Source organism: Acidisarcina polymorpha (assembly GCF_003330725.1).
GTDB classification, from domain to species: Bacteria; Acidobacteriota; Terriglobia; order Terriglobales; family Acidobacteriaceae; genus Acidisarcina; species Acidisarcina polymorpha.
In genome coordinates this window covers 4533730-4555989 of sequence record NZ_CP030840.1, presented here as the reverse complement: position 1 = coordinate 4555989, position 22260 = coordinate 4533730, and the positions used below count along the sequence as shown (strand labels likewise).

The following is a 22260-nucleotide window of genomic DNA, read 5'->3' as shown; positions in this document are numbered from 1 at the left end:
CGAACTCCTCGCAAGTGGAGAGGAACTGGATTCCTCACGAGCTTTATGGATCGCCGGGTTGCGTTAGGATTTGCAGCTTTCGCGGGGCGCGTGAACGCCACAAGCATTAAGGGGTCAGGCAGCCGGATGTGCTGAGCGGGAAATCGAAACTCGTGCCGGATCAGGGTCGCGGTAGATCCAGCAGTACCAGGTTCGAGCGTTCCTGCACCCGTTCGACGACAACTTCACGACCGTCTGTCGAGATATCAAAATCCTGAATGTCGAATTCGGGAGCGAGGTGAGTCAACTGCCGCTGGACACCCCTCTTAAGGTCGATCAGCCAGAGATCCTTATGTTGAATCTCACCGCGCAGAAGCACGAGTGCGCGTCCGCCCTGCAGCAGCGCCACGCGACGAGCCCCGCGGGTCAGAGTCAGGGCGGGAAGCGAATACGGTGCGCCCTCAGCCGTGACGGCTTTCAAAGAAAATGTGGTGCCAATGTCGGGCCCCGAATAAACAACAAAGCGGCCGTCGGGCGACCACGCGGGATCGACGGAGTATTCACCAGCAAGGGGAATTGGAGGGCGGCCATCAATTGGTACTCGAAACAGATCTGGGGCGCCGTGATCGGTGATGGCCGTCGTGATCGATTGGCCATCGGGCGACCACACTGGATTCCCTTGAAGATCAAGCGAATCAGCCACCACTCGTGCATCCGTACCGTCGGACTTCATCGCGTATAGGAGCCTTTGCCCGTGTTGCCGGACTGAGAAAGCGACATATTGCCCATCGGCGGAGATGGCGGGCCCGCCAAAGACCCTCGCCCCCTCCCCCCGCCACAACTCTGTGCCTCTACCATCGGCAAGTTTCCAGATGCGGTCCCCCGTGCCGGTGGCAGAAACATACAGAAGATAGTTGGGACCTAGTCGCGGGGAGAATCCAGGACTGGTCGTCAGCAGGATGCGCTCAGCCTCCGATGCCCCTTCCGGAGAATCAGTGATGCGCATGCGCCAAAGTGTTCTTTCTGGAGTGGTACGCGTAGTAACTAGACGTTTACCATCAGCGCTGGCTGCCAGTGATGTGTATCGCTCAAGGTCAGAGGTCAGCCGGTGAGGAATGCGGCGCTCGACGTCCAGGCTATAAAGCCACGGCCCTGAATCATCAGGATCATTGGCGAGATAAATTAGAGTGCGCCTATTCAACAAGACCGGATAAGTCACTCGCGCATTCTGCGCTGTGACCCGTTCAGGGGCGCCTCCTTCCGGCCGGATACGCCAGATGTCCAGTTTGTCGGGAAGCTCGCCCTGAATGAAGTAGATAAATGCCGCGTCGGGCGCCCACAACGGAAAGTGGGCGTGGAGTCCGGCAGGCGCGGTAAAGATGGGTCGCTGCTTAGATTGGAACCCACCGTCCAAGACGAAAAGAGGGTCTCCAGGCGCCGACGTGTGATACGCAAGACGGCTGCCATCGCGCGACCAGTCGAACTCTGCCACGCCTTCGAGGTAGGGTCGCGGTTCACCGCCCAGTGTAGGCACTGACCAGACGCTGATGCCGCTGCTACCCGGGCAGTTTTGTTTGCGAACCCAGAAGGTGACCAGGGACCCATCCGGCGAGAACCCCAGGGTTCGAATGGACGGATTTACGAGGTCCGAAACGGTCCCATGGGTGAGGTTATGGAACTCGCCCGATCCAACCTGCGTTACCCAGACGTCCATCGGTCCATCCCGGTCTGACAGAAACGCCACCAAATGACCGTCTCGGGAGACCGCGGCAGCCTGCTCCAGCCCGCCAAAATCCGTAACCGTCTGAAATCGTGCATTAGCGAGGGGGTCTCGCCAGAAGTGTTCGGTTCTCTGAAGCCACCAGCCGGCGGCAATCGCCAGCGTGGCTACCGTTGCTGCAAACGATACCAATAATTTCCATTTGCTTCGCGAATTCGACACCGCCGCCTCGATCGGTCGGATCCGAGGGGCCGGCAATACGCCATTCTCCGCGTTCTCCTGTGGAGCTCGAAGATTTCGGCTGCGCATCCACGCCTCCAGGTCCGCGCGGGACGCGTAGACGGAGCCCATCCTCCCATGCACATGCCGATGAACGGGCATCCCCTCCCGCTTCTCCCAGCGCTGGACTGTCGTCACATCACGGTTGAGGTATTCCGCGATCTCTTTCCACGAATCAAGCCGGTCTTCAGGCAGCTTCTCGGATGGCTGGATGTTGGGGGATGGTTCGACCATCAAGCGCTCCAGAGCGGTCCGCAGTCGAAACGAGCCGGGAGCCAATTGTACCTTTGGCAGGAGGCACGGCAAAGAGCTGCATTCGACTGTAAATCGAGGGGCTGGCTGCGATTCTGCACCTTACTGCTTGAACTCACCCGCTTAGATGCCCGACTGTGTTCGTGGAAAACGAACAAATCCCGAATTGGAGATCTTTCATGAAAAGGAAACCCCTGATTTCAGCGGTTCGCGTGCTCTCACTCCTCTTGTTGCTATCAGCCGCCCATGGTTTCGCTCAGGACCGCAGGCCAGTGCACTTCAGCGGTTTGATCAATGACTATTCACCGCTGAATCCCGCGATCAAAGGCAGCCCATGGGAAATGCACGGTGAATGGTCGATGGACGTCCACCCGGAATGGGGGACCGCCGACTTCTCAGCAGATATGACAATGTCCGGCTATGGAAAAACTTCGGCGGGTGCGGTAGATCCGGCCCAGCCTCTCGTGAATCCTCACACCCATCACATCCGGCTGAAGAACGCCAAAATCAGCTGGGACACGAGTGACTGCCCTGCCTACCTGCCTCCCGCCACCAAGATGGGCTTTCAGCTGAATGACACAGTTCATATCTTGACGGGGAACGGAAGCATCGCCCTCTTTGAGACGCATCCGCCTTCCTCGACGCTGCAGGTCTGCGTCACCGGAGGGGATGACATCCGGTACTCGGTCACGCATTCGAACATTACGCTGGTCTTCAGGGGGCCCGCCGCGACACATTTCGGATCGCAGGCCATCCATGGTGTTGTGCGTAAACCAACGGATGAGAGCGAGCATCGAGAAGACCGCTGGTAAGGGATTAGTTGGGCCCGGGTCTCACCGTGCATCTCTATCGAGCCCGGACCGCAAGAAATGGGCTCGATATCGAATGATACGAGCACTCCGGGTCTGATACGAGTACTCCGGGTCGTCTCTGCTGCCACAATCGCAGTCACGACTCCGGTCATTGTCCAAGCGTCCTGGCGACGAAGGCGGACTGTTACTACCCTCCTTTGGTCTCCAGGGGCGGTTGGGCGAAATTAGCACCTCTGACCCAGTTCAAGATTCCCAATTCCTGCTACAGTGTAAAGCTGGCTTGCGCGTCCTCGCTGGGGCACCTCAACTACAGACCTTGCAGGGCATGTTTGTAGGGAGATTTGCGCCCCGGCCCTGATGCCGCCGGCTTTCCCAGCCGATAGCAAACCTATGCTTGCTAGCGGCGGCTGCTGGCCAGCGACTCTGTGCGCCAGATTCAGAAGTGCAACGTACCTAGAATTGGGAAAGCGAACGACGTGACGGACGCTACTCTCTTTCGCCGTGAGACGCGGGTTAAGGCCCTCCTGCCGGCTGCTCGCTCGGGTTACCTTTTCTTGATGTCCGCTGTCCTGGTTCCGGTGCTTTGGGCTGCGGGCTCGGGTTTCTTGGGGTTGACAGCGGATGCCGAAGCTGAGACCGATACGCGCGCCGCGTTGCGGACGCTCACGACCACGCGCGAAGCGCACGACCTCACTGCCGAACAAGCCTCACTCGGCTATCCCGTCCATTTTCGCGCGGTTGTGACCTACTTTGATCCTGATTACGGCACCGGATACTCTGCGACCTTCGTCCACGATTCAACCGGAAGCATCTTTCTAAAGGCGCGAGCCGGTACCTTCCCTTCACTCACGCCGGGGACAATCGTGGATGTGCGGGGCGTAAGCGGACCTGGCGGCTTTGGCTCCATCGTTGAGCGGCCTGCGGTACGTGTCCTCGGTCTTGGTAGTCTTCCCTCGGACCCGCAGCGCGTCAGCCTCGGCATGCTCAAAACCGGTACCCTTGACGCCCAGTGGGTTGAGGTCGAGGGTTCTATTCATAGTGCGACCGCCTACTCCAACAGCCTGGTGCTGCGACTGGAGATGGCAGACGGACCCATCAGCGTAACCATGGTGCGAGATCCGGGTGCGCCCTACTCCCACCTCATCGATGCCCAGGTTAGAATTGACGCCACCGCCGCGCCCCTGGTGAATGCCGACTTCCAGATGATCGGCGTCCACCTTCAGGCGCCCAATCTCTCTGCCCTTCGCGTGATCAAGCCTGCTCCGACGGATCCATTTGCGCTCCCTGTTGTCCCAGTCGACGAATTATTGAGTTGGGGGCACTTTTTCACCCCCGCTCATCGCATCCACCTCAGGGGCAATGTAACGCTGCAATGGCCCGGTTCCCTGCTCTGCATTCGCGACGGAACACGCGGGATCTGTGCGCAGACCACTCAGTCCACCTCCATCGCCGTCGGTGACTTGGTCGATGTGGCAGGGTTCGTGGAGGTCAACGATAACGCCCCGATTGTGACCGATGCGGTCTTCCAAATCGCTGGAAGCAGTCGCCCGATGATCCCCCAGTTGGCGACCGCCGACACTATTCTGAAGGGCGGAGTCGCCTCCCAACTGATCCAGATCGATGGCTTGCTGATCGGTTACGATCTTGCCTCCTCCGACGTCACCCTTCAGCTCTCCTCCGGTGACACTCTGTTCGCGGCGATCGTGCCCAAAAGCCTTGCGGGATCCGAAGTGAGTGCCGGGAAGATCGGGAGTAGGCTCCGCGTCACCGGCATCTGTTCAGCCCGCGTCGACACAGAAAGCCACATACGCGCCGGTCTGACGGTGATCCAATCCTTCCGCATTCTCATGCGCTCGCCGGCCGATATCGCTATCCTGCAACGCCCTTCCTGGTGGACGCCTGCTCATGCGACTGTGCTGCTGGCTCTGGCGCTTATGGCTACTCTGGGTGTGCTTGTCTGGGTGGTCGTTCTCAGAGGCCACATCCGTTCGCAGCTCAACGAGGCTGGTGCGCTGCGCGAGGCGGCGGAGGCGGCGAACCGTTCCAAGAGCGAGTTTCTGGCGAACATGAGCCATGAGATCCGGACGCCGCTCAATGGCATCCTGGGGATGACTGATTTGGTGCTGGACACTGACCTGACTGCAGATCAGCGCGATTGCCTCGAAACGGCCAAGTGGTCGGCGGACTCGCTGTTGGCGGTTATCAACGATGTCCTTGATTTCTCCAAGATCGAAGCGGGCAAAATCGATCTGGAGACGATTGAGTTTAGCCCGCGGGACTGCGTGGAAGAGGCGCTGAAGCTCTTCGCGCCGCATGCAGAACAGAAATCAGTGGAACTGCTTGGCGAAATCGCCCCGGAAGTGCCGGACCTAGTGGTCGGAGATCCTGGACGCCTTCGCCAGATCCTCCTGAACTTGATCAGCAATGCCATCAAATTTACGGCGGCCGGCGAAGTGGCTCTGCATGTGGAGGCGGAAAAGGGGGAGGGCCTGGGTTGTGTGCTCCAGTTTATCGTGGCCGACACGGGTATCGGGATTTCGGCCGACAAGCAGCTGACCATTTTTTCCCCCTTCACGCAAGCCGACTCCTCGACAACGCGAAAATTCGGAGGAACTGGTTTGGGACTCACAATATCAGCCCGTCTGGCGTCGATGATGGGGGGAAGGATATGGCTCGAGAGCGAGGTGGGGAAGGGCTCTCGGTTCTGCTTTACGGCGCGCTTTGGCCACGCAGCCTCACACTCATCCAAGAACATGCCTGCGGAGAGCCCTTTGCAGGGTTTGAAAATCCTGGTTGTCGACGACAACCTCACCAGCCTAAGGATCTTGACGCGAACCTTGCTGCACTGGAAAGCTAACGTTAGTTGCGTAGCAGGTGCGGCCGAGGCCGTGGCCGCATTGACCGGCGCAGCAAGCGTGAACCCATACCAGCTGGTTCTCACCGATATGCAGATGCCTGGGATGGACGGTCTTTCCCTGATCGAGCACATCCGCGGCATGGCCGGATTCGCTACCCTGCCGTTAATCCTGCTGACTTCAGGAACTCCAATGATGCAGGCGGGGCGTCCCGGCAACTTGTACCTAACTTCCTTCCTGAACAAGCCGGTTCGTACAAGCGAACTGCTGGAGGCGCTGCTGGCTGCCTCAGGCAGCGACCCCGAGCGGCAGGCGGTCTCCAAAGAACTGACTACCAAGCCCTCACCTCGGGGCCGAGCTTTGCGAATCCTGCTCGCCGAGGACAACCGCGTGAACCAGACCGTGGCGACCCGCATGTTGGAAAAAATGGGGCACTCTTTAGTGGTCGCCAGTACCGGGCAGGAGGCGCTCGCTCTCTTGGCCGCGCAGCCCTTTGAGCTGGTGCTGATGGACATTCAGATGCCCGAGATGGACGGCTTGACAGCCACACGCCAGATCCGCGATCGGGAGATATTGACCCATGCCCACGTGCCCATCATCGCCATGACCGCACACGCCATGAAGGGCGACCGGGAGCGTTGCCTGGCAGCGGGCATGGATGGCTATGTCTCGAAACCGATCCGGGCCGAGGACTTGCAGGAAGCAATTGCAGGCGTCCTGCGGATACAGGACGCCTGCAGCCATAATCAAGATGCCGATGCCGCGCCTCAACTGGAAAGCGGGGGCGGCTGGAACAGAACCAAGACCCTGGAGGGCCTGGGCGGCGATGAGAACCTGCTCCGGGACGTGATGGAGATATTCCGCGAGCAAGCTCCGCAGCATCTGGCCTATTTGCGAGTGGCAATCGTGGAAGGAGATGCACGGGCGGTTGAGGCTACCGCCCATAGCTTGAAGGGAGAACTTGGCTACCTGTGTGTCCCCGAGACGTACCAAATCTCCCGCGACCTGGAAACAGCGGGACGGGAATCCGATCTACAAGCCGCAGCCAAACTTCTTCCGAAATTTGAAGCCGACATCTGCACCCTGCTCCACTCGATGGCGAACCCGACCGGAATGGCCGGCAAAATCCAGACTACGGCTGCCACCTTGAAGCGCAATTTATAACCCCGGCGATGGACTAGCGTTTGGCGCTTGAGGAACTCTGGGCGCGTGCGGCTTTGCTGACCACAAAGGTTGTAGTGACGAGCGGATCTGTTGCACAAGCTGATGCAGGTCATTCGCTGCGGAGCGCTCTCATCGGGTTAATGGAGCGGCACGGCACGCGGAACGAGTCCGGCGATGGCAACAGCTGCCGCCAGGGCGAGTACAGCAAAGGATAGGTTCAATGGTAAGCGTGCTGCGCGCCCATAGCCGACAAAGTCCACAGGACGATTAGGTCCAGCAATCCCTGCAGCAATTGCCGGGGCTTCCCATCTTCACTAGGCATCCAAGTAATCTCTTAGCAAGGAGGATGATGGCTTTTCACTTGAATATCAAGTGAAGGTGTATTCTCGCCTCGCAGGCTTACCTCCTGCTTGATATCTCCACCTCCTTTGTCTGCGGAAGGGGGGAAACAGCTGAATGGTCATACAATGGTTTCCTCGAAATTCATGAGAGGGTATTTACTATGAAATCTAGGTCATCCCGTTTGGTTCCTCTGGCGCCTCTTTTGCTGACACTGCCCTTGATGGCACAGCAGTTTCACAGCCCGGTTGGCTATTGCAAAGCGGTAGGAACGATCGACAAACCAGATGCGAGATATGTCGGCCCGAAGCTGCCCGGATGGATGGCGAGAGATCTGAACCTAAGATCAGATCAAAGCCAGATGATGGAGTGGCGATGCGCTAATGGAAAGGTCCTGGCCTGTGTGTACGGCGCTAATATCCCTTGTGACTCCAAGGCGAATACGGATCGAACGCCGTCGCAGCCTGTACGGGAGTATTGCCGGCAAAATCCCAGCTCAACGTTTGTTCCGATGGTGGTGACCGGCCATAATACCTCAGTTTCCTGGGCTTGCACGAATGGCGAGCCCAACATCGTCGGGTCGAGCAGTGTCGATAAACAGGGATATGCGACAGAGTTCTGGAAGGTAGTCAGTCCGTAGACATTCCTAAGCGCCGCCTGGGTAGTAAATCGTTTGCTGATTCTGCTCGCGACCGGAAGATGGGTAACGGCTTCCCTGCCGCTTTGCAAGCTGATCAGTGCCCTCGCGAGCCAGTCTTGCAGACGTTTGCGCGAGTTGGGCCAGATGGAATGAAGTTCATAATTCCTTCCAGACTGCAGAACGTGTCGAGCGTCGCGGCCGCTATACGAAACATGTACTCTCATTTGCCAAGGAATAAGGCACCGCTCTCACAAATTCCCGCAATGCCCATCCGCAGCACACAGCACAGTCAGATCGACTGAATCCCACGGTGAAAGCAAGTGGAGGAAAGTCACGTTCTCGCCGCCGCCTTAGCGTCGACCAAGCGGGCCTTGTCCTCTACGGGATAAGGAGCTGTAAGGGTTACTGTATCTTCGGAGAAGGCGAAAAAGCTGGCCAGAGCGGGAAACTGAAAAGCCTGGATAAGCGCGCACTATTTGAGTCGGTCAGAAAGCGAGAGGGATGAATCGAAGAGAATTTACTGGCGGTCTGGCCGCGTCGGCGGCGTATGCCTCAATGACAAAGGCTTCCTCGGGGACGATGCACAGCCTCAGCTCAGAGTTGTCGATGTTGGAACTGCAACAGCGCTTCCTCAATCTTCGCTTTGGCATGTACATTCACCTGAACATGGCTACCTACGAGCAGCGGGAGTGGGGGGATCCGAAGGCTTCGCCGGCGCTTTTCAACCCTAAGGACCTTGACACCGACCAGTGGGCTCGAGCCGCGAAGTCGGCTGGAATGGAGTACGGCTGCCTGACAACTAAGCATCATGACGGATTTTGCCTTTGGCCCACCGCAACCAGCAGTGCGAGCGTGAAGGATGCGACCTATAAGAAGGATGTTGTGCGTGCTTACGTGGACTCATTCCGGGCGCAGGGACTTAAAACTTGTCTCTATTTTTCGATGCTGGATCTGCGCCGAGACATCCGGCCATATTGTGTGACGCGTGAGAAGATCGACCTGGTCAAGACGCAGCTCAACGAGCTGCTGACTAATTACGGCGAAATTACAGCGCTGGTGATCGATGGCTGGAACGCGGCATGGAGCCGACTGAACTACGAAGAGATGCCATTTCTCGAGATTTATCGTCATGTGAAGCAGCTGCAACCGACATGCTTGATGAGCGATTACAACCAGGGCAGGTTCCCGGCACCCGCACTCTTCTACACCGATGTAAAGCAGTATGAGCAGCACGCAGGCCAGACAATTCCAGCCGGGAGCAACGTGCCCTCGCAGTCTGCTACCACGCTCCAGCGAGATTGGTTCTGGAAACTAGATTATCCGACGCAAGAGCTTCGCGCGGCGAAGCAAATCGTAGAGGAGTGGCTCGAGCCCTTCAATGCCCGCTACTGCAATTTGATCTTAAACGTGGCGCCGAACCGGGAGGGGCGGTTCGATCAGAATGCGGTGGATCGACTCGTTGAGATTGGGAAGCTATGGAGAGATCGGAAACCTGCGGCGCGCCTAACGGAGACACGGCAGATCATCTCTTCAAACCTTGCGTTTGGACGGCCATCGTATGCGAGCAGCATTGCAGATACATCGGGGCCGGATCTAGCCAACGATAATGATCCGGGAACCTATTGGCAGTGCGACGCAGGACAAACGTCAGGGTGGATTGAGATCGATCTCAGAAAACCTACCTCGTTCAACAAGGTCGCAGTCGTCGAACCCACCTATCTCAGTGACTATGGAGCGGAATCCCGGATTGTTTCCTACCGCATCGAGGCGTGGAACCAAGGGCAATGGCGAGAGATCTGCATGGGAAACTCTCCAACAACGATGGTGTACCGAGTCAAGCCGGCGATTGCGGAGCGAGTACGCTTGAGCATTCGCGGGACAGGCAAGTCGCCGGGGATTGCGGAGTTTGGGCTCTTTGCGGAGCCGGAGCGCGTTTGATTTGCGATTCATGCCCCGACAAAAAACGCTCCTGCCCTGGGGCCGGGTAACCTATCTGCAGAACTCTCTTTGTGCGGGCAACCGGCTCGAAAGCCGTTATTCACCGGCCAGCCGCGCCTGATACCGTCGCGCCTTCATCCGGTTGCCGCAGATCTTCATATCGCACCATCGCCGCGTCTGGTTCTTGCTGGTGTCGAGAAAGAGCCACCGGCAAGTATCGCTGGCGCAGAAACGGAGCCGATTGACCTGCTCCGAAAGCAAAAGCTTTTCTCCCTCTCGCGTCAGCAGCCACAAAGGAGCCGAAAGCTTCTCCCCCTCCGGCCAACTCCACACTAGACGCTTCCCATCGTCGGTCAGACGTCGTGCCGCATTCGCGCGGTGGAAATACTCTTGCAGCGTGGCGATTCCATGGATCGGCAGTTCCTCCGCGTCCAGCAACGCATAGGCTACGCCGGCCACCGCCTCACGCAACTCCTTGACCTGATCGAGAGCTCGTCGGCGCTCCGCCTCCGCGCCCGTCTGCCGCCTCAGTCTGCGAACCTGCGCTGCGGTGAGCAGCCCGGCCTGCTGAACGAAGCGCAGCAGATCATCGTAGCTTTCCAGCAGCTCATCCGGGCCGCCCTCGTGGAAGCGGTTGTCAAGCGTATTCACCAGGTCCAGGGCCGTGTTGCCGGCCACCAGTTGAAACTCCTTCGCAGACTCGCGAGACCTCACAGCAACTAACCTCTAAAACTCATTTTACAGGTGAAGAAACATTCGGTATGGTTATAACCATCAAGAGATAGTATGACGGTTACACAGGTTTCACCATCGGTTAGCCGCAGACGCATCGAGATCCCTGTCATCTTGGCGTTCTTCGCCATTTACGTCATTTGGGGATCCACCTTCCTGGCCATCCGCACCGCCGTGCTCCTGGCGCCCCCCTGGTTCTCGGCTGGGACCAGGTTTTTCACTGCCGGCGTGATCCTTTACGTCTTCGCTCGCCTGCGAGGCGCCCCACGCCCATCGATGCGCGAATGGCGCAGCCTCGCCGTAATTGGTTTTCTGATGTTTTCCGTCACTTACGGCGCTCTCTTCTGGGGAGAACAGTACGTTCCCTCGGGCGTCACCTCTGTACTCGAGTCCTCTTTGCCACTGCTCACCGTCCTGTTCGAAGTCTTTGTCTTTCGTCAGCAGAGATTTCGTTGGCGGATCCTCTTCGCTGTCACGGTCGGATTCGCCGGAGTTGCGCTGATGTTGCTCCGCAACGGCGGAACCGGCTTCCCTATTCTCCCCTGCTTCATCATCCTCGGGGGCTCCGCGGCCTGGTCGCTTGGCTCAGTGCTGACCAAGTCGTTGCCGCTGCCGTCCTCTCGCACTGTCGCCGCTGCAGCGGAGATGATGGTCGGTGGCAGCCTGCTGCTGATTCTCTCTGCGGTAACTGGCGAGTTGCACCCTTTTCCCGCACTCCCCGCCAAAGCTATTTTTTCGCTGCTTTATCTCATCACCGCGGGATCGCTCCTCGGCTTCACCGCCTTTGTCTGGCTTTTGGGCCGGATGCCCGCCAGTAAAGTCGCAAGCCACGCTTATGTGAATCCAATCGTGGCTCTCGCCCTCGGTCATTTCCTCGCATCGGAGCAGATCACCCTCCGAACCCTGCTCGGAGCGGCACTTGTCATCGGCAGCGTTTTCCTCACCATGAGGGAAGAATGAGTGAGATCGATGAGCTGAGTCTACGCTAGCAAAGCCATTGATCGCGTTGTTGCGGGTATGACCATGCTCTCCCCTACAAGAAGATCTTGCCTCGAGTTCGAAGTCGAGGAAGCTATCCCAGCGTCGCAGGAGGGAATGTGACATCCAATGTCTATAAAGAGATTTAAGGGGTATATGAAATGGAATACCGAAGGCTCGGCAAAACTGGTCTTAAAGTCTCCCGCATTTGTCTCGGCTGCATGTCTTATGGCGAACCAGCCAAAGGGACACTGACTCCGGGCAGTCATGCCTGGACACTGAATGAGGCTGATTCCCAGCCGTTTCTCAAGCAAGCACTGGACCTTGGCATTACCTTTTTCGATACGGCCAACGTCTACTCGCGGGGCGCGAGCGAAGAGGTCCTGGGGCGTTTTCTGAAGAACAACACCCAGCGCGACAGCACGGTGATTGCTACCAAGGTTCACGGGGTGATGCGCGATGAGCCTAATGGCGGAGGCCTCTCCCGTAAAGCAATCCTGAGTGAGATCAATGCGAGCCTTCGCCGTCTACAGACAGATTATGTCGACCTTTACCAGATTCACCGTTGGGATCCGGAGACGCCCATCGAAGAAACGCTCGAAGCTCTGCACGATGTGGTCAAGGCTGGAAAAGCGCGCTATATCGGAGCCTCTTCAATGCATTCCTGGCAGTTTGCGAAAGCTCTTTATCTGGCCGACCTGAACGGTTGGACGCGGTTTGTCTCCATGCAGAATCACTACAACCTTATCTACCGCGAGGAAGAGCGCGAGATGATGGGCCTCTGCCAGGCCGAAAACATCGGTGTGCTGCCGTGGAGCCCGTTGGCGCGAGGTCGCCTCGCTCGCCCGTCGAACGCAGAAAGCACCAAGCGCCTCGAGACCGATCAATTCGGCAAGAAGATCTACGGCGACACCGAAGATTCCGACCGAAAGATTATCGACAAGCTGACGGAGATTGCCAAACGCAAGGGATTGCCGCAGGTTACCGTCGCACTTGCCTGGATGCTCTCGAAGCCCTATATCGATAGTCCCATCGTCGGGGCGACCAAGCTTAACCATCTCGATGATGCCGTCAAGGCGATTGCGGTCAAGCTCTCGGCCGAAGAAATTGCAGAGTTGGAAGCAGCTTATGTTCCCCATGCTGTGGCCGGCTTTTAGCAACAGCGGAGCGGTACGCGAGACGACTTTCTTGATTGGCTCCCGGCGATCGGCACGCAGTTGGAAAAGCATTGCTAATCGATGGCGAGGCACCCTCCAACAAGTTCACGCATCTGGTTGCCAGCTTCAGGATCCGGCCTGATGACAACGACGACTAACGCATCCACCTCGATCGCAAGCGGACGCCTGCGATCGAGACAAAGCAATAAGGAGATGGGGTCATTTCGGTATCAGGAAAGCCGCGAGTGCCGATTTCCGGTCATTCAGAAGCTCGCCCCGATGAGGATCTCAGCTGCGGCTCGATGTCAGAGTGCTTGCCTTCGATGGTCATGCCGGTAAGAACTATCGCACGTAGGCGGCAACTTCAACGACATTGGTCTCGAGTGCAAAGTGTCCTGCGTCAATGAGATGAACCACTGCTTGCGGGTTATCGCGAGCGAAGGCTTTCGCACCGGCCGGAACGAAGAAGGGATCGAAGCGTCCCCAGACCGCCAATGTTCTTGGCTGCTTCTCACGAAAGTATCTCTGAAACTCTGGGTAGAGCTTCACATTGTTTTGATAGTCCAGGAAAAGATCCAGTTGGATGTCAGCGTTTCCGGGCCGGGAGATTAGCGCGGCGTCAAGCGTGTACCCCTCGGGCTTTACCAATTCCGGATGCGGTGCTGCGACATATTGCTCCTTCAACCCATCAAGCGTCAGGGCTCCAAGTAGCCGTGCGGTTCTCATTATTTGGCTCCCGCCAGTACCTTTAAATAGGGCCCCAGGCACTCCCGAGTCCCTCTTCATACGCGTTGCCATTCTGACTGATGATCGCGGTGATCTTTTCTGGATGCTTCGGTGCAAGGCGAACATCGGTCGGCGCCCCATAATCAAAAACATAAAGCGCAAATCTATCCAGGGACAGCGCCCGCGTAAAAGCGTCAGTCGTCGTGGCCAGGTTTTCAAAGGTGTACTTATAGCCGCGCTCGCTCGGCGCGCGGGTGAAACCGAAACCAGGAAGGTCCGGAGCAATAACGCGGTACTTGTCCGCAAGTAAGGGCATGAGTTCTCGGTACTGGAAGGACGATGTCGGGAAACCGTGCAGGAGAAGCAACACGGATCCATTTTCTGGGCCGGCTTCTCTGTAGAACACCTCGATTCCGTCCGCTTGAACAAAGTGGACGGCAATCTGAGGTACATTCGGCGTTTGATTCGCGTACTTCGTCCGTGAGTTGGACTCTGAACCTGACACAATAGCTATTCTGTGTGGCTAGTGTGGTGTAGATGAAAGTTCGACGGTTCAAGTTGTCGACATCCGGCTCGTTATTGCTGACTTGACCTGCAAGTTTCGTAGTCGGCCGGCCTTCCCATGCGCGCATAATCTTATGCTTTGCATTGTATGCTATGAGTCCATAAAGATCCCGGATCGAGAGTGCATTCATCTCGATCACGCCATGCTGTCAAAAACATTCGCTGTCCGCGCTTTGCTTGTCGCCGAGTCCCCCTGCTCATCCCGTGACTTAATCACGTTCAGCCAGACACATGCATTTCGATAACCAACCCACCGGCTAGATCCACCAACCCGCCGCTCACTAAGGTCGCCCCGGTTCCCAAGCTTTATCGGTCATCTCGTCCAGAGTTTTCGTGGTGGAACGATGTTCCCTCGAATCACCCTCCTACGGAGACACCTACTTGTACTACCTTCTTCGATTGGCGGCCTTCGTCAATCCGGAGTGGGCTAATCGTTGCTTTTCAACAGAGTAGCGATGGCACGTGACCTGCACTGTTGATTTCGAGGGCGGCGGCGATCTCACGCGCGAAATGAGTGGCTACAATCGATTGAGGCAGGTACTTCAATTTCAAAATAGCGAGAGAGCCATGTCCATTTCCACGAAAGTTTCGCCATCCCCGACGGGACACCCTTCTGCCATGCAGATTCCTGATAGCAAGCTCGCCAAAGACATCACGGAATTCGTGCGTGACACCGAATCTACCTTACTGTTCAATCATTCCAGTCGCGTCTACTGCTTCGGGGCGCTTGCGGGGCAACGTCGCGGTCTCAGCTTCGACCCTGAACTACTCTACGCCGGAGCCATGTTCCACGACGTCGGTCTGGTGCCATCCTACAGCAGCGCAACCGATCGGTTCGAAGTTGACGGGGCAAATGCAGCGCGCGATTTCCTGCGCCGCTACGAACTACCATCAGAAGACATTGATCGAGTGTGGACAGCGATCGCACTCCATACAACTCCGGGTATTCCGCAATACATGCATCCAGTTGTCGCATTGGTGACGGCTGGTGTCGAAATGGACGTACTTGGAATTGATTACAGCAACTTCGCTGACACAGAGCGCGACGCTGTTGTACGGGCTTTCCCGCGCACTCCCAGTTTCAAAGAAGACATTTTGCAGGCGTTCTACGACGGCATCAAGCATAAGCCGAACACCACATTCGGAAATGTGAAAGCCGACGTGCTCGCTGAAAAAGACCCCTCGTTCAAGCGCATCAACTTCTGCAGCATTATTCGCAACTCGCCCTGGGGCGGCTGACCAGGCGGTTTACTCTTCGCCACCGTAGGAACACTGTTCATCGTCCCGGTGATTGACTCGCTTATCCGCACAAATGCTCCAGTGGACTATGGAAAGCGTTCGCGAGAGCAGGTAAGACGCAATCATCCTGAAATAGAAACCTGCGCTAGCCAAAGGTCGATAAACTAAGCCGCATGATTGCTACGTTCATGGTACTCAGGGGAAACAGAAGGGCAATCGCGAGATCATTATTGCGCGGCTGCCGTTAAAATCCTCTCGACCTTTGCGTCCAGTTCCCGCGCTACTTTGAGGGCATCACTGTTTTCGTACGGTGCAAGATAGGAGGCCATCCTGTCATACGAGATCCGGACGCTGTCCGGACGCTCCTCAATGAGTATGGTCACCGGCGCGTACGAGCCTGCGTCAACGACATGCTTCACCATTTCCTTCATGATCAGGGGATTTCCTGCGACAATGCGAAGAATTCTTGGCTTGGTCGTTCCATTATCTTTCTGGAGAACATCTCCGATATCGAAGCGCGCAAACTCCATAAGGCCGTTTGGTTGGGTCACGGGATTGACGACCTTTTCCATCTCAGCTTCATTTTTTGCCGCTGACAAAGATTTGTGAAATGCCACTATATCCGGATGACCGATTGCTGCGTCGATCCGTGCAACCACTGTGTCAAACGGCTCGGTGGAAATCACGTTCAGTCGCTGCACCTTAACCTCTTGAATAGTCATACGCGTTTCTCCTTTTATTGCTTCAGTCCTAGATAGTATTCCGAGACAATTGGCTGCCACGAAAGCCGTGCCGATAACGATCGGTAGTATTTGTGCATTTCTCATATCTTTCTCCTGTCGTTACATCTGCATCAGTTACCGTCCGTTGGTGCAGAGCAGCTTTCATGAATGAGGATGATGATCTTACAGCCTGATTCCTCAGCGAGTTGCGGTTTCCAGCCACAATGCTGCACTCACTCAACCTAGGGGTGATTGCAACAATCTACTCGGTACAGGAATGTGAACAAGGCTACCTTCCCTACAAATCCGACGATCTCGGCTGCACGCTCTCTCACGGTCACTCAACAAACCAGTCAACCAATTGCTCCAAGTCGGCTTTGCCCTTGGCAATACTTAACTCTGATTGGAGGCGGTCTTGATTCCACGCATTATCGACGGGCACGCTCCTCACATCTCGTAAACCTACGAGCCGCAACCAGAAGTCCAGGTAGGTTGCCTGGTAATCAAATCGCGAAGGTGGGATGGGAGTATCTTTCCAGAAAACGTGACCCGCGTGTATAGACCACGACTGCCTTCCCCACATTTAGAAGAGGGCAGTACTGTTTGCCATCGTAGGAGAATAGGAAGTTCCGCTGTGCTACGAGATCGATTAACTGTTTGAGCTTGTAAGGCAGACCGAAGTTCCACATTGGCGTCCCTAGTACAATGCAATCCGCTTTCTGGAAACGTTGGATCAAGGATTGAATCTGGTCCCATACTTTGGTCTCCATCTCAGTCATCGCTTCATTTTTAATCGCTTTGTACTTCGCTCCGATTGCGCCGTAATCGAATTCAGGCAAGTGCTCATCCCTGACGTTCAATGTATCCACCACGATTGAAGAGCCGTAGTGGAGACAGGACTCTAGAAACGCTTTGGTCAGTTTGCTCGAATCAGAGGATTCACGCCTCGGCGAAGACTGGATATCGAGGACTCTCATTTGTTTCTCCGTAATCGTTGTTCACAAGCTCTGGTTTAGTGCGATACTGTGCGAGCTGCCCGCACGATCGTTTGCCCGTTTGGCATAAAACCGTTCGAGGTTGGGATTGATCGTCCGGTCCGCGCCCGCGACAACCATCCAGCTCGGTTTTGTTGTCCAAGCAGCTTTAGTAATGACAGCTTTAAAACTCACGGCCAAGTTCAACACCCGGGAGTTCGCCATAAAAGCTGCCTTGTCAGCGGGCAGATCGGCTGCGAAGTATGCATGAAACTGCGACGGATCGAGGTAGGTGAAACCATCTGTCGTCGTCTTAAGCGCGGTAGACTTGCTGAGGGCACTCGGGAAGAGCTTTCCTTCCCCGGCTTCGCTCTCTCCTGCCTCAAGCATGTGAGCAGCGACGTACACCAATCCTGCAACGGATGGATCGTTTCCCGATTCGGTCACAACAGCTCCACCATAGCTGTGTGCGACAAGAATGCTACGTCCGTCTTGTAGTGCGAGCACGCGCTGCACGGCAGTCACGTCATCCTGGAAAGTGGTCTCCGGTTCCTGGACGATGCTGATCTTAAACCCTTCTTTGACCAGGATGTCGTAGATCCCCTGCCAACCAGAACCATCAGCCCAGGCGCCATGAACGAGAATAATATTTTTCACTGTAGGCTTTTGGGCTTGTGAGCTTTGCGTACCCAGCAAAGCAACCATACCCATCAGCACCGTCAATCCGGCGATGCGCCTAAACATGACTATCTCCCGTTTCTTATTGCTAAATCTCTATAACTCATTTCAAAAACTCCCAAACGCGAGGTCAGCGGCCGTACTTGAAGTGTTCCTGACCGCTGCCACCGATTGAGTTCTGTTTCTTTAGCGGCGTCAGCAGACACTGTCGAGAAAGCTATTTGCTTGCGAGACGAAGAGCATGGTGCTGCACAGAAGTGAGACCTCCCGAGCACAGTCATACAGGTCTTGAGATTCGGGATGGTGAGGTTTTACTTCGAGTCCCCTCGGATGCCGCATTCACAACTACATGAGCAAGCTCCTACGGTCGCTATCTTATTTAATTTGAGTTTAGGTTTGGTGTGGCATCGCATCTAGGCACAAACCGCCAAAGACGTGACAATCCTGCTACATACAGATGTGCAAAGGCCCAGCTTGCTCGAAGAGGCAAGCCCGACATTAGCTGCAGTATTGGTAGCGAGTACATTGCCGACGAACGCAGGCGAGTTGGCTGGTCTTCTTGCTTCATTATCCGTTGTTCCGTCGCCAGCTTCCCGGAGTGATTCCATACATGCGTTTGAAGGAGCGGTTGAACCCTGACTGATCGGTAAAACCGCATCGAACGGCAATGTCTGCAAGTGGCAGACGAGTCTTCTCCAGCAAATCCTTCGCTTTGTTGATACGACGTTCGATCAGCCACCGATAAGGTGGCTTGCCATAGGTTTGCCGGAAAGCTCGCGCGAAGTGGCTGAGCGAGAGGTCGCAGACCGCGGACACTTGCTGAAGGTCGACATCTCCGTCAAGATGGGTATTGAGAAACTCTGTTGCTTTCCTCATCTGCAGCGGGCTCAATCCGCCTTGTAACGGTCTTGCCGGCAATGTGATGCCGCCGTAATTGCTGACGAAATGACAGTGCAGCGCGTGCAACACGTGGTCGACGAAGAACCTAGACGCGTCGTTCTGTTGATCCAACGTTGCGAGGAGGACATGCCCCAGATGATGCACAACCGGATCCGGACGCCCGAAGAGCCAACTGAGTCGGTCAACTCGTGGCACGCGGTGAGTAGCAGCGACCTCGTCGAGAGAAGCCTGGGTGATGTGCAGCACCAATGTGTCGAACGGATTCCGAAGGTCGATCGTCGGCCTCTCTTCGAGACTGTGCACGCTTACCCCGCCGACTGGATAAGAGCCGCTTGACACCCTCCTGTTACCAAGAAACTCCTCAATGGTGGGGATATCCGCGAGTTGAATCGCGACCATGTAATCACGTGCAGCAACTTCTCCCCGCGTGACCGCAGGAAGCCCTTCTTCGCTCGAAATGCGCCCGAAAGAAAAAGGAGCGAATTGGGACACGACGAGCTTGGCGGAGGGAGTTTCCTTGACGTACATTCCCTTCGCGAACTGGCCCCAAAATGTTGGAATCATCTGCATGTTCTTTTTTTGAGGTCTGTCTTTCCCTTGATTGTCTTAGTCCCACTCCTCGGCACCCTCATTCCCTGCGGAGCGAGATGGCAAGCCATGCTGTCGTAGGAGATGTGGCTGAGATCGGCACGTTCGACAATGTCTATGGTGACGGGAGCATACAAGCCCGCATCGGGACCATGCTTTACCTATCTCCTTCGTAATGAGCGGGTTGTCGGCCACATCGACTTCTCCCTCGCGGCTAAAAGCGCGGGATTATGCTCGAATAGATGCGGCAAGCCGATTGCCGATGCACAATTTCAAACCAGTCGGAAGAACCTCTATTGTGCTGATGCCCCAACGATGAAGAAGCATCAAATAGTGAGTAAAAAACAGGCCGGGGTGCGTACGGCAACCAAGGCAGAGGGCTAATGCGAACCTTTCCCTTACTGCTTACTGGCGTGCTCGCACTTCGGTCTCGAGGAACCGAGTCAAATTTTCCTGTACGTGCGCGAGTGCGCCTGAGCGCTTGTCAATACTAGAAACGACGGTCGCCCCTTCAAGCGTAGAAATCAAGAAGTTTGCCACACTTCGTGGACGTACTTCGTGACGAACCTCATCTCTACTCTGCCCATCCGTAAAGACGGGAATTGATCTTCCTCCCGTTGACCAGATCATCAAGGACGCGACTCAACCCAAACCCTGCGCTCCTTCGGCAATGCCAGCTCCGACGCCGGCTGCCGTTCCAGCGCCTACCGTAACGCCCGTTCCAGCTCCGGCGGTTGCGCCAGCACCAGCAGCATCCACTCAACCCAACTGAACGTTGATGGCGGCGCGGCGACGCGATCGTCGCGCCCTTTTCCGGAGAAATCAAATGGCAAAGGATCCCGTACTCGACCGCGTAGTTCTGCAACTGTCAGACACTGACTGCCTGACTTTTCGGGCATTTACTGAGGGAGGCTGCCTAACGCTCGGCGGCCTGGGAGCGGGGAAAACTTCTACCGTCGGCGAGACGACGGCAAGATCGCTGCTTCAGGTTCCCTCCGACAAAAATGTCCGTCCTTATGGCGGTCTGATTTTGAGTGTAAAGAGTGATGAGCCAGCCCGTTTTAGCGACTGATAGCCATGCGCATTTCGGCGTCAATGCCAGCCAGCAACTTGCCCACCTGATCGAACCGATTGAGTTTACCCGGTTGCTAAAACCGGTCGGTGAGAACCCGCTCGCTGAAGCCATTTGCTATCAGTCTGGTCGCATTTTCAATGCGATCAAAACCCATGACAAGCCGCAGGGATTGCCATATCTCCGCGTCCATTTCTCTCGCGAATAGAAGGAACTATGTTCGGAGCTTCCGAAGAGATGCATGTCGAGCATCTTCAGAACAACGCCCTTCATTTCGTCGACGTGGTTTGCAGCGTCGTCGCCCAGCCCATCGAGATCCTGCTTCGGTGGCAGTATGGCACTCGGTACTACCCGGTGCCTGTTACGTTCTTTGCCGTTTCCATGATGATCCTGCTCCGGCAATGCTGGCACTATTCAGCAGCCTGACCAGCATGATTCCGTTTTCCCACGCAGCAGGTCCTGTGGGGATGTTCAGCCTGGAAATATGGCTGGGCTTTTCTTTCTCGTTTCACTCGCCCATTCGATTTGACTCGGTAAGCGCATGCTTCACCCCCAAAACCGAGAACCATTCAGAGTTCGAAGGTCCGGCGCTTCCTGTTTTTCAGGTGCTGCCGAAAGGGAAATCTTTTTGGTTTGTCAGGATCGTGTGGGAGCCAGCACTTGTACTTCTTCTCTCCGTCGTCCTGCAGGACCTCTTCATCATTCAGCCGACCCTGAGCCTTTACCTGAAGTTCGCGGCACTGGCTCTGATGACCAAAAACTTCATCGCCTGGCATCACGCATGGGAATACCTGCGCAAGCTTCTCCATATGCGAATTTCCGCGCCGATCATGGCAAAGCTCGTAAGCGGCGACGCGACGGAAGAAGAGCTGGCACCCATGCACCTTTGCTCGTTTCCAAAAAATCTTTCGCCCGCAATCCGGCAGGCTGCCGCCGTGCAGATTGCCCGCAGTTATTCGCATGATCACTGACCAAAGGAGGCATTGTACAGCTGACTGAGAAACACAAGAAATGGATGTGGATTGCAGGCATCGCGCTTGTGGTCCTTCACTTCGCACCGGGTTTCATCGCAAGGCTGAGGCAGGCGCACCAGCCTGCTCCCAAGCCGTCTCCGGTGCGTATTGCGCCGGTTCAAGCCGTGGCACCTGCTGCGCCGGTAGTTCCGCCAGTTGACCCCCAGGTAGCCCGATCGATGGGCTTCTGGACCGGACAGTCAATCCGGCCAGATGAAGCGAAAAGCTGCATGCTTCATCTAGAGCTGAAGCCGACACCGGTCAAACCCGCTGACTATACCGGCTATCTGACGATAAGCTGCGGCCCGACACTTGCCCTGATGAACAACCGGATGAGCCAGTCAGGCGAAGCCAGGGCCATCCTGACGCAGATGATGCCGGTCTCGAGCATCCTGAGCGGTCCGGCGTTGAACGGCTCCATCACCCTGCATGCCGATCAGGTCATCGGAGCGCCAAAAGGCTGCACGACCTCCGATCTCATCCTGACCCCTTTGGAGATAACAACCTCGCTGCGAAATGGCAGGAAACGCCTGATACCTGCCATGGAGGAGACATGGTTCTGACGAGGGCGGCAAGATGACCGGCCGCCCGAACCCTCAAACGCCCGAACCTTTCGTATCGGCAGAGACCGCTGCGAAGCATCTTGGAATTAATCGCCGTTTGCTTCTTGCGATGGCGCGGAGGGGGATTGGCGGGTCCTATGCCATAGGAACAGGTGATTTTCGAAAAGTCTGAATCTTCAGGCTGTCCGAACTGGGAATTGCGATTGATCACCGTCATCGCAAACCATTTCCGCCAGACGAGGATTATGATCCCCGTAAGGGCAGCGCTCGTTGAGAAAGGTCAATCATGACTTATCAACGGGGCAGCATTCGCAAATCACGTTCAGGCGAGTATTGGGTGTTACGTACCGGGCGACAGTAGCGGACGGACGGAGGG

General features: G+C 56.2%; 20 protein-coding genes. 12 read left to right on the top strand and 8 right to left on the bottom strand.

The window, feature by feature from the left end; all coding sequences use genetic code 11:
• Window positions 1-160 precede the first annotated feature (160 nt).
• A complete protein-coding gene (locus ACPOL_RS19250) occupies window positions 161-2212 on the bottom strand; it encodes a PD40 domain-containing protein (RefSeq protein ID WP_114208489.1) in 2052 nt (683 codons plus the stop codon).
• Between the two features lie 197 nt (window positions 2213-2409).
• Between ACPOL_RS19250 and ACPOL_RS19245 the strand changes: the two genes are divergently transcribed.
• The 4 genes from ACPOL_RS19245 to ACPOL_RS19225 all read left to right on the top strand — a co-directional run bounded on the left by ACPOL_RS19245 (window position 2410) and on the right by ACPOL_RS19225 (window position 9978).
• Window positions 2410-3042, top strand: coding sequence for a hypothetical protein (locus ACPOL_RS19245; RefSeq protein ID WP_114208488.1), 633 nt, complete (start codon window positions 2410-2412; stop codon window positions 3040-3042).
• Between the two features lie 476 nt (window positions 3043-3518).
• Window positions 3519-7061, top strand: a complete 3543-nt coding sequence (locus tag ACPOL_RS19240; RefSeq protein ID WP_114208487.1) for a response regulator — start codon at window positions 3519-3521, stop codon at window positions 7059-7061.
• Between the two features lie 502 nt (window positions 7062-7563).
• Window positions 7564-8040, top strand: a complete 477-nt coding sequence (locus ACPOL_RS19230) for a hypothetical protein (RefSeq protein WP_150133066.1) — start codon at window positions 7564-7566, stop codon at window positions 8038-8040.
• 501 nt (window positions 8041-8541) lie between these two features.
• Window positions 8542-9978: an alpha-L-fucosidase gene (locus ACPOL_RS19225; protein ID WP_114208484.1), complete on the top strand. Its 1437-nt coding sequence runs from the start codon at window positions 8542-8544 to the stop codon at window positions 9976-9978.
• A 96-nt stretch (window positions 9979-10074) separates the two neighbouring features.
• On the opposite strand, the gene ACPOL_RS19220 is transcribed toward ACPOL_RS19225, so the two are convergent.
• Window positions 10075-10692 (bottom strand): CGNR zinc finger domain-containing protein, encoded by a 618-nt coding sequence (locus ACPOL_RS19220; protein ID WP_114208483.1) that lies wholly within the window; start codon window positions 10690-10692, stop codon window positions 10075-10077.
• A 72-nt stretch (window positions 10693-10764) separates the two neighbouring features.
• Here ACPOL_RS19220 and ACPOL_RS19215 point away from each other — a divergent pair, with 72 nt between their 5' ends.
• Together ACPOL_RS19215 and ACPOL_RS19210 are read left to right on the top strand one after the other, a co-directional pair.
• Window positions 10765-11670, top strand: coding sequence for an EamA family transporter (locus tag ACPOL_RS19215; protein WP_114208482.1), 906 nt, complete (start codon window positions 10765-10767; stop codon window positions 11668-11670).
• A 179-nt stretch (window positions 11671-11849) separates the two neighbouring features.
• Window positions 11850-12845, top strand: coding sequence for an aldo/keto reductase (locus ACPOL_RS19210; RefSeq protein WP_114208481.1), 996 nt, complete (start codon window positions 11850-11852; stop codon window positions 12843-12845).
• Between the two features lie 342 nt (window positions 12846-13187).
• Here ACPOL_RS19210 and ACPOL_RS34935 read toward each other — a convergent pair whose 3' ends face one another.
• The gene (locus ACPOL_RS34935; RefSeq protein ID WP_236656890.1) at window positions 13188-13571 is read right to left on the bottom strand and encodes an alpha/beta fold hydrolase; all 384 of its coding nucleotides are present in this window, start codon (window positions 13569-13571) and stop codon (window positions 13188-13190) included.
• Window positions 13572-13593: 22 nt separating this feature from the next.
• The gene (locus ACPOL_RS34930; RefSeq protein WP_236656889.1) at window positions 13594-13887 is read right to left on the bottom strand and encodes an alpha/beta fold hydrolase; all 294 of its coding nucleotides are present in this window, start codon (window positions 13885-13887) and stop codon (window positions 13594-13596) included.
• An 815-nt stretch (window positions 13888-14702) separates the two neighbouring features.
• Here ACPOL_RS34930 and ACPOL_RS19200 point away from each other — a divergent pair.
• Window positions 14703-15374 carry an HD domain-containing protein gene (locus tag ACPOL_RS19200; protein WP_114210924.1) on the top strand — a complete coding sequence of 224 codons (672 nt, stop codon included), beginning with the start codon at window positions 14703-14705 and terminating at the stop codon, window positions 15372-15374.
• Window positions 15375-15601: 227 nt separating this feature from the next.
• On the opposite strand, the gene ACPOL_RS19195 is transcribed toward ACPOL_RS19200, so the two are convergent.
• From ACPOL_RS19195 to ACPOL_RS19180, 4 genes are all read right to left on the bottom strand, one after another.
• Window positions 15602-16096: a DUF302 domain-containing protein gene (locus ACPOL_RS19195; protein WP_114208480.1), complete on the bottom strand. Its 495-nt coding sequence runs from the start codon at window positions 16094-16096 to the stop codon at window positions 15602-15604.
• Between the two features lie 503 nt (window positions 16097-16599).
• Complete coding sequence (locus ACPOL_RS19190; protein WP_201758896.1) at window positions 16600-17073, bottom strand: FMN-dependent NADH-azoreductase; 474 nt, start codon at window positions 17071-17073, stop codon at window positions 16600-16602.
• A 21-nt stretch (window positions 17074-17094) separates the two neighbouring features.
• Entirely contained in the window at window positions 17095-17814 is a 720-nt protein-coding gene (locus ACPOL_RS19185; protein WP_114208479.1) for an alpha/beta hydrolase, read from the bottom strand.
• A 501-nt stretch (window positions 17815-18315) separates the two neighbouring features.
• A complete protein-coding gene (locus ACPOL_RS19180; protein ID WP_236656888.1) occupies window positions 18316-19212 on the bottom strand; it encodes a helix-turn-helix domain-containing protein in 897 nt (298 codons plus the stop codon).
• Between the two features lie 850 nt (window positions 19213-20062).
• Between ACPOL_RS19180 and ACPOL_RS19170 the strand changes: the two genes are divergently transcribed.
• The 5 genes from ACPOL_RS19170 to ACPOL_RS34220 are packed head-to-tail and all read left to right on the top strand — an operon-like array spanning window position 20063 to window position 21884.
• The gene (locus tag ACPOL_RS19170) at window positions 20063-20308 is read left to right on the top strand and encodes a hypothetical protein (protein ID WP_114208476.1); all 246 of its coding nucleotides are present in this window, start codon (window positions 20063-20065) and stop codon (window positions 20306-20308) included.
• On the top strand, window positions 20283-20516 hold the full coding sequence (locus ACPOL_RS19165; protein ID WP_114208475.1) for a hypothetical protein: 234 nt from the start codon (window positions 20283-20285) through the stop codon (window positions 20514-20516). The genes ACPOL_RS19170 and ACPOL_RS19165 overlap by 26 nt, the downstream gene beginning before the upstream one ends.
• Before the next feature lie 8 nt (window positions 20517-20524).
• Window positions 20525-20734: a hypothetical protein gene (locus ACPOL_RS19160; protein ID WP_114208474.1), complete on the top strand. Its 210-nt coding sequence runs from the start codon at window positions 20525-20527 to the stop codon at window positions 20732-20734.
• A gap of 5 nt (window positions 20735-20739) precedes the next feature.
• A complete protein-coding gene (locus ACPOL_RS19155) occupies window positions 20740-21279 on the top strand; it encodes a hypothetical protein (protein ID WP_150133065.1) in 540 nt (179 codons plus the stop codon).
• Between the two features lie 44 nt (window positions 21280-21323).
• Window positions 21324-21884, top strand: a complete 561-nt coding sequence (locus ACPOL_RS34220) for a hypothetical protein (protein WP_201758895.1) — start codon at window positions 21324-21326, stop codon at window positions 21882-21884.
• The last annotated feature ends 376 nt before the right edge of the window (window positions 21885-22260 follow it).

Bases quoted from the DNA above. Each gene is read 5' to 3' on its own strand.
- ACPOL_RS19250 (WP_114208489.1), bottom strand. From the start codon at position 2,212: ATGGTCGAACCATCCCCCAACATCCAGCCATCCGAGAAGCTGCCTGAA.
- ACPOL_RS19245 (WP_114208488.1), top strand. From the start codon at position 2,410: ATGAAAAGGAAACCCCTGATTTCAGCGGTTCGCGTGCTCTCACTCCTC.
- ACPOL_RS19230 (WP_150133066.1), top strand. From the start codon at position 7,564: ATGAAATCTAGGTCATCCCGTTTGGTTCCTCTGGCGCCTCTTTTGCTG.
- ACPOL_RS19225 (WP_114208484.1), top strand. From the start codon at position 8,542: ATGAATCGAAGAGAATTTACTGGCGGTCTGGCCGCGTCGGCGGCGTAT.
- ACPOL_RS19215 (WP_114208482.1), top strand. From the start codon at position 10,765: ATGACGGTTACACAGGTTTCACCATCGGTTAGCCGCAGACGCATCGAG.
- ACPOL_RS19210 (WP_114208481.1), top strand. From the start codon at position 11,850: ATGGAATACCGAAGGCTCGGCAAAACTGGTCTTAAAGTCTCCCGCATT.
- ACPOL_RS34935 (WP_236656890.1), bottom strand. From the start codon at position 13,571: ATGAGAACCGCACGGCTACTTGGAGCCCTGACGCTTGATGGGTTGAAG.
- ACPOL_RS34930 (WP_236656889.1), bottom strand. From the start codon at position 13,887: ATGCCCTTACTTGCGGACAAGTACCGCGTTATTGCTCCGGACCTTCCT.
- ACPOL_RS19200 (WP_114210924.1), top strand. From the start codon at position 14,703: ATGTCCATTTCCACGAAAGTTTCGCCATCCCCGACGGGACACCCTTCT.
- ACPOL_RS19195 (WP_114208480.1), bottom strand. From the start codon at position 16,096: ATGACTATTCAAGAGGTTAAGGTGCAGCGACTGAACGTGATTTCCACC.
- ACPOL_RS19190 (WP_201758896.1), bottom strand. From the start codon at position 17,073: ATGAGAGTCCTCGATATCCAGTCTTCGCCGAGGCGTGAATCCTCTGAT.
- ACPOL_RS19185 (WP_114208479.1), bottom strand. From the start codon at position 17,814: ATGTTTAGGCGCATCGCCGGATTGACGGTGCTGATGGGTATGGTTGCT.
- ACPOL_RS19180 (WP_236656888.1), bottom strand. From the start codon at position 19,212: ATGATTCCAACATTTTGGGGCCAGTTCGCGAAGGGAATGTACGTCAAG.
- ACPOL_RS19170 (WP_114208476.1), top strand. From the start codon at position 20,063: ATGGCAAAGGATCCCGTACTCGACCGCGTAGTTCTGCAACTGTCAGAC.
- ACPOL_RS19165 (WP_114208475.1), top strand. From the start codon at position 20,283: ATGAGCCAGCCCGTTTTAGCGACTGATAGCCATGCGCATTTCGGCGTC.
- ACPOL_RS19160 (WP_114208474.1), top strand. From the start codon at position 20,525: ATGTTCGGAGCTTCCGAAGAGATGCATGTCGAGCATCTTCAGAACAAC.
- ACPOL_RS19155 (WP_150133065.1), top strand. From the start codon at position 20,740: ATGATTCCGTTTTCCCACGCAGCAGGTCCTGTGGGGATGTTCAGCCTG.
- ACPOL_RS34220 (WP_201758895.1), top strand. From the start codon at position 21,324: ATGTGGATTGCAGGCATCGCGCTTGTGGTCCTTCACTTCGCACCGGGT.